Source organism: Pseudoalteromonas nigrifaciens, from assembly GCF_002221505.1.
Taxonomy (GTDB): Bacteria; Pseudomonadota; Gammaproteobacteria; order Enterobacterales; family Alteromonadaceae; genus Pseudoalteromonas; species Pseudoalteromonas nigrifaciens.
On record NZ_CP011036.1, the window covers coordinates 1,022,283 to 1,034,115 of the forward strand.

Below are 11,833 nucleotides of genomic sequence, written 5' to 3' on the forward strand. Positions count from 1 at the left end.
ATTAAGGGTGTTTAAATGAATAAAAAACAACGTGGGTTTACCTTAATTGAGCTGATGATAGCTGTTGCTATCGTCGGCATACTTGCAGCAATTGCATTGCCTAATTATACAGAGTATGTGAAGCGTGCTTCGCGTGCAGAGGCAGTTGCTGCATTATTAGATGCAGCTAATAAGCAAGAGCAGTACTTTGTAGATAACAGAGAATATACAGAATTAGCGAGTGATTTAGGGATTCAAAGTAAAACAGAGAATGGGCATTTCGAATTAGCGATTAAAGTAGTTGATAAAAATACTTTTACAATCACAGCAAAACCTATTGCAGGGCCGGTAAAAGGAGATGGTGATTGCACTGCACTATCTATAACTGATATAGGTACTAAAGGTGCGCAAGGAGCAAAAACAAACGAAGGAAAGGATATTGACTATTGTTGGGGAAGATAATTAGAGTTACCTTTCCTGGCATTTATCAGTCGATTTAATACGTATTCTGCCAGTTTGACTTACAGATAAAGCCAATCCTTCGAGATTGGCTTTATCGCTATTAGGGCAATATATAAAAGTCCCATTTTGAAAACCGTTTAATGAGCCATCGGGCCTAAAAGTAAGTGCCTCTCGGGGGTACTCTAAGCTATCAAACTCATGGGTGTGTTCAAAGGTGCTTAGCATTAGCTCATCGTTATTAAGAGAAGTAGATTTATCGTTATCGATAAATAACGATATTTGCTCCTTCCAATCACCTTTTTGACATTCATTGTTTTTTAACGCGCATAAAGTAACGTATGTACCGTTTTCTATGGCGTAAAGGCGAGCATAGTTAATATTTCGGTGTAATAAGTTTACTTGATTATCAGCACGGTTTAGCGCTAAAAAATCAGGAAAAAACCACATAGAAAGCTGGCTAATAATAGCCACAATAGCAATTGTTACCATTAGCTCAAGTAAGGTTATACCATTATGCTTAGTTGAATATGTTATTAACTTCATCCCTGAAGCCTTAAATGGAGAGGTGATTATTTTAGTTTAGTAAATAATCAAAAAATAACAATATGGAGCTTGTTTTTAACTGCACTTAAGGTTGGTGTCTCCAACGTAAAAGGCAGTGCCCGATTGAGATACAGTTAATGCTTTATTATTCTCGTTATCGCTATTAGGGCAATATATAAAATCCCCAGGGCTTGTGGTAATGCGGCCACTGGTGTTAAAACGAAGGCTGTTAACTTTACCGCTATATTCCACTTTATCATTTCTAGAAACGGCCTCCATTACACGCAATAGGCTATCATTATCTTTTTTGTAGTTGCCATCACGATCAGCATCGACAAATAAAATAACACTACTCGTCGCTCCCCATTGACTTTGACAAGTTAAAGTTGGCTGATTGCTTGCAACATTAGCGCTAGAAGCAGGACATACAACGACTATTTCATCGGTGCTTGCCGCTTGCGCGCGCGCATAACTAATATTACGTTTTAGTTCTAATAAAAAGTTCTCGGCGCGGTTTTCCTCTAGCATGTCGCTACTGTTCCACAATGCAATGGTGGCAATAATACCTACAATAGCCACAGTCACCATCAGCTCGAGTAAAGTGAATCCGTATTGTATTTTTTTCATATTGATCCCGTAGGTTACTTATTGTTTTAGTATAGCTATTTTTATTAGCATAATCATAGCATGGCAGATTGTTTTATCAGCGTAATACAGTCACTTTGTTTGCTATGAGCCTTGTGATTGTCTAAAATCGAGGCAACTGTAGCTTTAAAAAGTAATTAATATGAAAAAAATAGAAGCAATCATTAAACCTTTTAAGCTTGATGATGTGCGTGAAGCCCTATCAGAAGTAGGCATTACAGGTATGACAGTAACTGAAGTTAAAGGGTTTGGGCGTCAAAAAGGCCATACCGAGTTGTATCGTGGTGCGGAATACATGGTTGATTTTTTACCTAAAGTTAAATTAGATATTGTACTGGGCGATGATGATGTTGACCGTGCAATTGAGGTAATAATTAAAACGGCACAAACAGGAAAAATTGGTGATGGTAAAATATTTGTCACTGAAGTTGAGCGTGTTGTGCGTATTCGTACCGCTGAGGAAGATGAAGAAGCGATTTAAGCTTTATTACAACAAGTACGCTAAAAAGGCGCTTACTCAAGTTAGTAAGCGCCTTTTTAATTATTTATTTCTGCTGTTAAAAATTCGTGTTTGTTTAGCGTCTTCACTAAGCTCACTTAAGCCTAACTTATCGTAGCTTTTTTCCATCATTTCAAGTGCAGAATTTAAGTAGCTGCTTTGCGAGTAATGTTCTACTACAAACTTACCGCGGTTAGCTGCTGCTAAGTAGGCTTCACGTTCATAATAGTAAGTGGCCACTTTTAGCTCATACCTTGCCATACGGTTTAACAACCACACTAAACGACGTTTTGCCTCTGGGGCGTAGTCACTTTGTGGGAAACGCTTAACCAAGGTTGATAAATCGGTAAAGGCCACACGTGTACGGTTAGCATCGCGGTCAGCTCTATCAACACCAAAATATTCTTGGAATGCGTTTTTATCGGCTTTAATGTTAACTAATCCACGCATGTAATACATGTAGTCTAAATCTTTATGATTTGGGTTTAAGCGAATAAAACGGTCGATTGTTGCTAGTGCTTGCTCGGTATTACCCGATTGGTAATGCGCATAGACTAAATCCATTTGTACTTGTTTAGAAAATGGGCCAAACGGGTAGCGAGAGTCAATAGCACTTAAAAGTTCGATTGCGCGTGCATATAAACCAGAATCTAAAGTTTGCTTGGCATCTTCATACAAAGCGTGAGCCGATTTATTAGGTACACGTTGAATGTCTTCTTGGTCAGGAGCCGACGAACAAGCACCTAAACTAAGCACTGAAACTGAAAAAACAATGGCGAATGCACGTTTCCCTATTTTATTTATCATTTTATTTGTTACCTTCGTTGTCTACGGCTAGGCCAAGTCGGTAAAACCGAGTAAACTATGCGTATTATATTATGCTTTTATTAAAAGCGATTCTAACCCAGTCGAGCAAAGCTTGCACTGGTAAATTGGGTAAAATTACTAATGTCAGAGCAAATTTCTCTTCAAGCCGACGTTCCAACCGATTTAGGTGGTAAACGTCTAGACCAAGTATTAGCACAATTGTTCCCTGATTATTCACGATCAAGGATAAAAACGTGGATTTTGGATGATAAAATCACCGTTGATGGCGAAATATTCAACACACCGCGCACTAAACTGCTTGGTGGTGAAGTACTTAATGTTGAAACAACCATTGAAGCACCTCGTGAATACATAGCGCAAGATATCAAATTAGACATTGTTTATGAAGATGATGATATTTTGGTAATTAATAAACCTATGGGCTTGGTAGTTCATCCTGGTGCAGGTAATCCAGATGGCACAGTGCTAAATGCATTGCTACATTACCACCCAGAAATTATTAATGTACCTCGCGCGGGCATTGTGCACCGATTAGATAAAGACACTACTGGTCTTATGGTGGTAGCTAAAACTATTCCGGCACAAACGCATTTAGTAACCGCACTGCAAAAACGTGAAAATTTCACGCGAGAATACGAAGCGCTTTGCAATGGCACAATGACCGCTGGTGGCATGGTTGAAAAGCCTATTGGCCGCCATGCAACGCAACGTACGCATATGGATGTACATGAACAGGGTAAGCCAGCCATTACGCATTACCGTGTTGCTGAAAAGTTTCGTGCTCATACACGTTTACGTTTACGCCTTGAAACCGGTCGTACTCACCAAATACGTGTGCATATGGCTTATTTAAATCATCCGCTTATTGGCGATCAGTCTTATGGCGGCCGTCCGCGTCCACCTAAAGGGGCAACGCCTGAGTTATTTGAATTGCTGCGTAGTTTTAAACGCCAAGCATTACATGCGGTTAAATTAAGTATTGCGCACCCAATTACGGGTGAAATGATGACATGGCAAGCACCTATTCCAGATGACATGGTTGCTATGACACTGGCACTGCGTGAAGACACAAAAGCTAATCCTGACATAGATAGATAATGCAGTTTTTATCAGCAGCATGGCAAGTCCCTATAACAGGTGTGAGTACATTAAGTACCACACGTGTAGGCGGTGTTTCAGAAGCGCCGTTTAAGAGTTTTAATTTAGGGCTGCATGTTGGTGATAATAAACAACAGGTATTAAAAAATCGTGCTTTGTTGGATAAGCATTTGCCAAATAGTGCTGTATGGATAGATCAAGTTCATAGTGGCGATGTACTCATTGTTGATGGGCAATTTAAATTTAACGCTCACCATCAAGGAGATGCACTATATACACAACTCGTTGCTCAGCCTTTGGCAATAATGACCGCCGATTGCTTGCCCATTTTACTTGCCAGTAACGATGGAAAAGAAGTAGCTGCCATACATGCTGGTTGGCGTGGATTAGAGCAAGGTGTAATTAAAAATACGCTAAACTGCTTTAATGCCAAAAAAAGTGAAATAAGTGCCTGGTTAGGTCCCGCAATAGGGGCTGATAAATTTGAGGTAGGTAGCGAGGTGTTTGCATTGTTTAATGCCCAAAACCCTTTGTTTGCCAAAGCGTTTAAAGCGTGTGCAAACCAAAAGTACCTTGCCGATATTTATCACCTTGCACGTATTCAATTGCGTCAATTAGGGATTATAAATATTACCGGTGGTGAGCACTGTACGGTTTCTCAAACTGAACAGTTTTTTTCGTACCGACGCGACGGCCAAACCGGACGCATGGCAAGTTTGATCTGGCGCAACTAATTTATCAATATAATGATTATATTTTCTGCAACACCTTGAACAACCCCCCTAACATACCCATTATTTAAGCAATGAGTTTTATTAATAGGTAACCCCAATGCGTTTAGATAGATTTACCAGTAAATTTCAGTCTGCGCTTTCTGATGCGCAATCTTTAGCCCTTGGCCGCGATCATCAATTTATTGAGCCGGTACACTTAATGTATGCTTTGTTAAAGCAAAGCGGCTCAAGCGTGCGCGCGTTATTAGCACAAGCAGGTGTTAGTGCTGACGAGCTTAATACTAAGCTTTCCCAAGAAATAGAAAAACTATTTAAAGTGGAAGGCGTAGGCGGCGATGTGCAGCTATCGAACAACACTATATCCTTGATCAACTTATGCGATAAGTATGCGCAAAAGCGTAAAGATAAATATATTTCTAGCGAACTGTTTGTATTAGCTGCTTGCGACGATAAAGGCCCGCTGGGTAATATTTTTAAAACCTTAAATATCACCTCCGACAAAATAGAAACGGCCATTAATGCAGTGCGTGGTGGGCAAAAGGTAGATGATCCAAATGCCGAAGAAACACGCCAAGCACTTGAAAAATACACCATAGATTTAACCGAACGTGCAGAGCAAGGTAAGCTTGATCCTGTTATTGGTCGAGATGATGAAATTCGCCGAACAATTCAAGTTTTACAACGCCGAACTAAAAATAACCCAGTGTTAATAGGTGAACCAGGTGTAGGTAAAACCGCGATAGCCGAGGGTTTAGCACAGCGTATTATTAATGGTGAAGTGCCCGAGGGATTAAAAAACAAGCGGGTACTTTCGCTTGATTTAGGCGCGCTGGTGGCCGGTGCTAAATACCGTGGCGAATTTGAAGAACGTTTAAAATCAGTATTAAATGAACTGGCTAAAGAAGAAGGCCAAGTGATTTTATTTATTGATGAAATACACACAATTGTAGGCGCAGGTAAAAGTGATGGCGCAATGGATGCAGGCAATATGCTAAAACCGGCACTTGCCCGTGGCGAATTACATTGCGTAGGTGCCACCACTCTTGATGAATATCGTAAATACATTGAAAAAGACGCCGCCCTTGAGCGTCGCTTTCAAAAGGTATTGGTAGAGGAGCCTTCGGTTGAGGATACTATTGCTATATTACGTGGCCTAAAAGAGCGCTACGAGCTGCATCACTCTGTTGAAATTACCGATCCTGCTATCGTTGCTGCTGCGCAATTATCGCATCGTTATATTAGTGACCGTCAATTACCCGATAAAGCGATTGATCTTATAGATGAAGCGGGCTCTTCTATTCGTCTACAAATAGATTCAAAACCAGAGTCGTTAGATAAGTTAGAGCGCCGTATTATTCAATTAAAACTTGAAGATAACGCACTCGCCAAAGAAAAAGACGAAGCAAGTTTAAAACGCCGTACTGAAATGCAAGAGCTGATCACCGAGCTTGAAGGAGAGTACAATGAGCTTGATGAGATATGGACTGCCGAAAAAGCATCTTTACAAGGCACTCAAGTTATTAAAGCTGAGCTAGAACAAGCACGACTTGATTTAGATGTAGCTCGAAGAGCCAGCGATTTACAGCGTATGTCGGAGCTACAATATGGCCGCATACCAGAGCTTGAGCATAAACTTGATTTAGCATCGCAAGCAGAAATGCAAGAAATGACCTTGCTAAAAAACCAAGTGGGCGAAGATGAAATAGCCGAAATACTCTCTCGTTGGACCGGTATTCCAGTATCGCGGATGCTACAAGGTGAGCGAGAAAAACTATTGCAGATGGAAGAAAAGCTACATGAAAAAGTAATCGGACAAGATGAAGCCGTTGTAGCGGTAGCTAATGCTATTCGCCGCTCACGTGCAGGGCTTGCCGATCCTAATCGCCCGATTGGCTCGTTTTTGTTTTTAGGCCCAACCGGGGTCGGTAAAACAGAATTAACCAAAGCACTCGCCGGCTATATGTTCGACACCGAAAGTGCCATGGTGCGTATTGATATGTCTGAGTTTATGGAAAAACATTCAGTAGCACGTTTAGTTGGTGCGCCTCCTGGGTATGTTGGCTACGAAGAGGGCGGGTATTTAACCGAAGCCGTGCGTCGTAAACCTTACTCAGTTATTTTATTGGACGAAATAGAAAAAGCACACCCAGATGTGTTTAATATTTTGCTACAGGTTTTAGATGATGGACGTTTAACCGACGGTCAAGGACGCACGGTTGATTTTAAAAATACCGTTATCATCATGACCTCAAACTTAGGCTCAGATATAATTCAAGAGCAAGCGGGCAATAACGATTACGTTACTTTGAAAGAAAAAGTAATGAATGTTTTAATCAATGAGTTTAGACCTGAGTTTATTAACCGTATTGATGAAACCGTTGTTTTCCACCCACTGGCTAACGAGCACATTAAAGAGATTGCTGATATTCAGTTAAGTAAATTACGTGAGCGTTTAACGCAAATGGGTTATTTACTCGAAATAAGCGACGCTGCTTTAGATCGTATTGCCGCAAGTGGTTTTGATCCGGTTTATGGTGCGCGTCCGTTAAAACGAGCTATTCAACAAACGATTGAAAATCCATTAGCACAAAAATTACTCAATGGTGATTATATGCCAGGCAGTGTTGTTGTAATTGATGCAAATGACGACGGTTTAGTGTTTTCAAGCCGTTAAGCGTTATAAAGTAAAAACGAAAAAGCCGCTAACATAGCGGCTTTTTTATTTGTGCTGACAATTAAATTTTAAAAGTAAGCAGTAAGTCGTTGATCTTTCTTGAGCCTTCAACTAACTCAGCAGCGCCCCTGGCAACATTAAAACTTAAGTTTAAATTATCATCACCTAGGTTTTTAATCTGCTCTACATTAGTACCTATGTCGTGGCTCACTACTTGTTGCTCTTCTGCAGCAGCCGAAATACCAGTAGCGAGTTGCGCTATTTCGCTAATTTGAGTGAAAATGCTATCAAGCTCTTGCTGTGTTTGCGTTGTAGTATTTACACAACTGTCGGCTTGTTGCTTCGTGTTTTGCATTATTTTTGACCAGCTAAACAAGGTGTCTTGAATTTCCTTTATTGAGCTGTGAATTTGCGCAGTGGCATTTTGTGTTCTTGATGAAAGCGCTCTTACTTCATCGGCAACTACAGCAAAACCACGGCCATGCTCACCTGCTCTTGCAGCTTCTATGGCAGCATTTAGCGCAAGTAAGTTAGTTTGCTCGGCAATACCTTCAATTTCACTCATTACTTGGCCAATTTTATCGGCTTCTGACGCTAGGCTGTTAGCGGTTGTTGCTGCTTGCTCTACCTGAACGGCTAAATCAGAAACCATGGCATTATTATCGGCAATGTGTACTTTTATATCGGAGCAACTTTGATAAGTAACACTTACTTTATCGGCAGTGGTGCAGGTGTTACTTGATATTTCACCTATAGTCGAACTCATTTGCGCCATTGCAGATGCTATTTGCTCAAGCTGCGAGCCTTGCGATGAAATACCTTGCTCTGTAAGCGTTGACTGTTGATCTAAATTTAAAGCAATATCATTAAAGCTTAAGGTAGAGTCTTTCATACGCCCCAGTACAGTGCGTAATTTAGCGCTTAGCATTTGCTCTCTGTAATCACTAATACTGTGAGGGTGTCGGCCACTATAAATATAACGAGATATAGAATCGGCTTGTTGTTTTTGCTGCTTTAATATTCTTGGTGTTGTTATTAGCTCATCATAGTTTAAAGCAAGTATAACTAAGCAAACCACTAAGCTAATTAGTGCAATAGCAAATGAAGCCCATACAGCAGTTGCAACTAACCAACATAATAAAGCAAATACACTTAAGCTTTGTCTTAAACTTGTGCGTTCGCGCCAATTAAAGAATGACTTTTTAGCATTTACTTTACTGTAAAATAGTTCTGCACGGCGTTTTAACTGTGGGCTTAATTTGGTTCTTACAGATTGATAACCAATTAACTGGCTGTGCTCAAAAATAGGAGTTACAAATGCATCAACCCAGTAATAGCGGCCATCTTTACAACGGTTTTTAACTGCGCCGCGCCAAGAGTGGCCTTGCTTTAATGTTTCCCACATTTCTTTAAATGCAGCTTTTGGCATGTCGGGGTGGCGCACTATATTATGGTTCTTACCCATAAGTTCTGCTATATCATACCCGGCTATAGTACAAAATGCTTGATTAGCGTAAGTGATTACTCCGCGCAAATCAGTTGTTGATACCAGTTCTTGTTGTTCTTCGAAGGCCACTTCTTCATTTATTAAGCTTTGATTACGACGCATATTATTCTTTAATCATCCTTTGTAATACTTACTATTATACTTGCTTATATAAAGCGGTAGTAGGGTAATCCCATTATGAAGGTCACTCAGTTTATTTATTGCCTGTATTTATGATCTAAATCAAGATTAAAGTTATATAAGCTATATATAACATACCAGTATGGGACTAATACGGCTAATAGTTAGCTAATTATTTACTTTAGTACGGTTAGTTTTTGTTTTGATAAGATAAATAATAGTGCAAAGCAATTGTATATTTTGTATAGCAATGGCAAGATTATCGTTTATGGCGTTAAATAAAGCGTGTTTAAAGCAAAGCAGATACAATAGAACTATAAATAGTATTTTTTCTTAGTATTTATCTTGAGTATAGGTAATTAGACCCCATAACCTTATGATTAAGCCACTTGGCTCGAGGAAGTATTTTTTGGCAACACATGATCTAACAAACGCGCTTGACGCTCTTTCAGTAACGCAGCATAAACATGCAATTAACGGAATAAAACGTGGTATTGAGCGTGAGTCACTAAGAATTAAAAGTGATGGCGTTATCTCTGCACAAAAACACCCAGAAGGGGTGGGCAGTGCGCTTACCAATGGCCAAATTACGACCGATTTTTCAGAGTCGTTACTTGAATTTATTACCCCAGTTAGTGAATCGTCCACACAAACGCTGCAGCAATTAAAAGACTTACAAAAGTTTACCCTAGAAAAAATGGGTGACGAATTACTTTGGCCTATTAGTATGCCGTGCTTTATTGAACATCAAGACGACATAGTTATTGCGCAATTTGGCAGTTCAAATGTAGGGCAAATGAAAACGCTTTACCGTGAAGGGTTAAAAAACCGTTACGGCAGTATGATGCAAGCTATTGCTGGTGTGCATTTTAATATTTCGTTTCCAGATTCATTGTGGCAGTCATTACATACGCTAAAAAATAGCGACCTTAGTTTAGAGGATTTTATATCTGATGGTTACTTAGCGCTTATTCGTAATTTTAAACGTGAATTATGGCTGATCAGTTATTTATTTGGTGCATCACCTGCGTTATGTAGTTCGTTTTTACAGGGTAGAAAAACCGATTTACCATTTAAAAAGCTAGGTAAAGGCACCCTGTATTTAGAAGTAGGCACTGCGCTGCGCTTAGGTAACTTAGGTTACACCAATAGCGCACAATCATCACTGCGTGTAATGTATAACTCGTTAGATGAATATGTAGCTGGTTTGAAAAAATCAATTAACACACCTTCAGATATTTACGGCAACCTTGACGATTACACCAGCGAAAATCCAAAACAGTTAAATAAGAATATTCTGCAAATAGAAAACGAATTTTATTCGCCAATTCGCCCTAAACGTAATGCTAAAAACGGTGAAACACCAACAGATGCACTACTTAGAGCCGGTATTGAATATGTCGAAATTCGCGCATTAGATGTTAATCCATTTAGTGAAGTGGGCATAGATATAGAGCAGTTCCACTTTTTAGATGTGTTTTTAACGTATTGTTTATTAAAAAGCTCACCGGCAATGGATTGGGAAGAGCAAACACGCAGCACAGAAAATCTTGATACAGTAGTAAATAAAGGGCGAGAAAAAGGCCTTGAACTTAATTACTTTAATCAACCACGTACCCTTCAATCGTGGGGTGAAGATATATTTTCGCAATTAAGTGAAGTGGCAAAATACATGGATACTGCCTACGGCGTTAGTTATTATTCAAGTACTATTGAGCGCATGGCAACTTGGATTAATAACCCAGGACTTACATATTCTGGGCGTTATGTAGCTGAGTTAGAAGCTTCAGGGCTAGATAACGGCCATTATGCGCTAGCAATTGCTGAAAAGTATAAGCAAAGCCATCAAGCTGCAGACTATCAAGTGTTTTCAAAGCAATGGTTAGAGGAGCAAGTTACACGCTCTAACGACGCTCAGCGTGCTATTGAGCAAAGTGACTCAGTATCATTTACCGCATTTTTAAATGCTTATTTTGATCCTAAATAAATAGTTAGTTTTAAGCAAAAAAAACGCAGCTCAAGGTAGCTGCGTAATTATTTTAGGGAAGAAACAATGCTGCTCTGCTGCATTGTTAAAATCAGACTACTGATTTTTGCAAAAGTTCAGCGAGATAAACCAAATGAAAAAAAATGTAGTTGTTTTATCATTAGCGCTTAGTTTAGCCGGTTGTGCCACAGCTCCACCAAAGCAGCCTGATGATATTTGTAAAATTTTTGAAGAAAAAAGAAGTTGGTACTTTGGTGCCAAAGATGCTCAAGAAAAATGGGGCGCTCCCAAGCACGTACTTATGAGCATGATGTACCAAGAAAGCTCGTTTAAACATGACGCAGCTCCACCAATGCAGTATTTCTTATGGATTATTCCTACCGGTAGAGCAAGCTCTGCTTATGGCTACTCACAAGCAAAAACGATGACCTGGTCTGATTATATTCGTGAAAGTAAGAATAGTGGCGCCGATAGAGACGACTTTGATGATGCTATCGACTTTATGGGCTGGTTTGCTTATAAAACCCATAAAATAAACGGCGTATCTAAATGGGATGCCTACGGTCAGTATCTTAATTATCACGAAGGGTGGGGCGGTTACAAACGCGGTACTTACAAAAAGAAAAAATGGTTAATGGGTGTCGCTAATAAAGTAAAACACCGTGCGAGCCGTTATGGTGCGCAGTTAAAGCGTTGTGAAGCAGATTTAAATAAAGGGTGGTTAGAGCGTTTGTTTTTTGGCTAATAACATCTGTTG

The 11,833-nt window shown here is 39.8% G+C and carries 11 protein-coding genes; 7 read left to right on the forward strand and 4 right to left on the reverse strand.

The window, feature by feature from the left end:
• Nucleotides 1–15: 15 nt before the first annotated feature.
• Nucleotides 16–441 carry a type IV pilin protein gene (locus PNIG_RS04855; RefSeq protein ID WP_089367929.1) on the forward strand — a complete coding sequence of 142 codons (426 nt, stop codon included), beginning with the start codon at nt 16–18 and terminating at the stop codon, nt 439–441.
• Nucleotides 442–447: 6 nt separating this feature from the next.
• On the opposite strand, the gene PNIG_RS04860 is transcribed toward PNIG_RS04855, so the two are convergent.
• Both PNIG_RS04860 and PNIG_RS04865 read right to left on the reverse strand, forming a co-directional pair.
• The gene (locus PNIG_RS04860; RefSeq protein ID WP_089367930.1) at nt 448–984 is read right to left on the reverse strand and encodes a GspH/FimT family pseudopilin; all 537 of its coding nucleotides are present in this window, start codon (nt 982–984) and stop codon (nt 448–450) included.
• 75 nt (nt 985–1,059) lie between these two features.
• Entirely contained in the window at nt 1,060–1,611 is a 552-nt protein-coding gene (locus PNIG_RS04865) for a GspH/FimT family pseudopilin (RefSeq protein ID WP_011327620.1), read from the reverse strand.
• Nucleotides 1,612–1,771: 160 nt separating this feature from the next.
• On the opposite strand from PNIG_RS04865, the gene glnB reads away from it, so the two are divergent.
• Entirely contained in the window at nt 1,772–2,110 is a 339-nt protein-coding gene (glnB, locus tag PNIG_RS04870) for a nitrogen regulatory protein P-II (RefSeq protein WP_011327621.1), read from the forward strand.
• A 60-nt stretch (nt 2,111–2,170) separates the two neighbouring features.
• Here glnB and PNIG_RS04875 read toward each other — a convergent pair whose 3' ends face one another.
• Entirely contained in the window at nt 2,171–2,935 is a 765-nt protein-coding gene (locus PNIG_RS04875) for an outer membrane protein assembly factor BamD (protein WP_011327622.1), read from the reverse strand.
• Between the two features lie 141 nt (nt 2,936–3,076).
• Between PNIG_RS04875 and rluD the strand changes: the two genes are divergently transcribed.
• From rluD to clpB, 3 genes are all read left to right on the forward strand, one after another.
• A complete protein-coding gene (gene rluD, locus PNIG_RS04880) occupies nt 3,077–4,054 on the forward strand; it encodes a 23S rRNA pseudouridine(1911/1915/1917) synthase RluD (RefSeq protein ID WP_011327623.1) in 978 nt (325 codons plus the stop codon).
• Nucleotides 4,054–4,788: a peptidoglycan editing factor PgeF gene (gene pgeF, locus PNIG_RS04885; RefSeq protein ID WP_089367931.1), complete on the forward strand. Its 735-nt coding sequence runs from the start codon at nt 4,054–4,056 to the stop codon at nt 4,786–4,788. The genes rluD and pgeF overlap by 1 nt, the downstream gene beginning before the upstream one ends.
• 97 nt (nt 4,789–4,885) lie before the next feature.
• On the forward strand, nt 4,886–7,462 hold the full coding sequence (clpB, locus tag PNIG_RS04890; RefSeq protein ID WP_086997204.1) for an ATP-dependent chaperone ClpB: 2,577 nt from the start codon (nt 4,886–4,888) through the stop codon (nt 7,460–7,462).
• Nucleotides 7,463–7,523: 61 nt separating this feature from the next.
• Here the strand turns inward: clpB and PNIG_RS04895 are convergent, their stop codons facing one another.
• Entirely contained in the window at nt 7,524–9,071 is a 1,548-nt protein-coding gene (locus PNIG_RS04895; protein WP_089367932.1) for a methyl-accepting chemotaxis protein, read from the reverse strand.
• A gap of 427 nt (nt 9,072–9,498) precedes the next feature.
• On the opposite strand from PNIG_RS04895, the gene gshA reads away from it, so the two are divergent.
• Both gshA and PNIG_RS04905 read left to right on the forward strand, forming a co-directional pair.
• Nucleotides 9,499–11,076, forward strand: coding sequence for a glutamate--cysteine ligase (gshA, locus tag PNIG_RS04900; RefSeq protein WP_011327627.1), 1,578 nt, complete (start codon nt 9,499–9,501; stop codon nt 11,074–11,076).
• Nucleotides 11,077–11,209: 133 nt separating this feature from the next.
• Nucleotides 11,210–11,821: a transglycosylase SLT domain-containing protein gene (locus tag PNIG_RS04905; RefSeq protein WP_058372888.1), complete on the forward strand. Its 612-nt coding sequence runs from the start codon at nt 11,210–11,212 to the stop codon at nt 11,819–11,821.
• Nucleotides 11,822–11,833 lie beyond the last annotated feature (12 nt).

Bases quoted from the DNA above. Each gene is read 5' to 3' on its own strand.
- PNIG_RS04855 (WP_089367929.1), top strand. From the start codon at position 16: ATGAATAAAAAACAACGTGGGTTTACCTTAATTGAGCTGATGATAGCT.
- PNIG_RS04860 (WP_089367930.1), bottom strand. From the start codon at position 984: ATGAAGTTAATAACATATTCAACTAAGCATAATGGTATAACCTTACTT.
- PNIG_RS04865 (WP_011327620.1), bottom strand. From the start codon at position 1,611: ATGAAAAAAATACAATACGGATTCACTTTACTCGAGCTGATGGTGACT.
- glnB (WP_011327621.1), top strand. From the start codon at position 1,772: ATGAAAAAAATAGAAGCAATCATTAAACCTTTTAAGCTTGATGATGTG.
- PNIG_RS04875 (WP_011327622.1), bottom strand. From the start codon at position 2,935: ATGATAAATAAAATAGGGAAACGTGCATTCGCCATTGTTTTTTCAGTT.
- rluD (WP_011327623.1), top strand. From the start codon at position 3,077: ATGTCAGAGCAAATTTCTCTTCAAGCCGACGTTCCAACCGATTTAGGT.
- pgeF (WP_089367931.1), top strand. From the start codon at position 4,054: ATGCAGTTTTTATCAGCAGCATGGCAAGTCCCTATAACAGGTGTGAGT.
- clpB (WP_086997204.1), top strand. From the start codon at position 4,886: ATGCGTTTAGATAGATTTACCAGTAAATTTCAGTCTGCGCTTTCTGAT.
- PNIG_RS04895 (WP_089367932.1), bottom strand. From the start codon at position 9,071: ATGCGTCGTAATCAAAGCTTAATAAATGAAGAAGTGGCCTTCGAAGAA.
- PNIG_RS04905 (WP_058372888.1), top strand. From the start codon at position 11,210: ATGAAAAAAAATGTAGTTGTTTTATCATTAGCGCTTAGTTTAGCCGGT.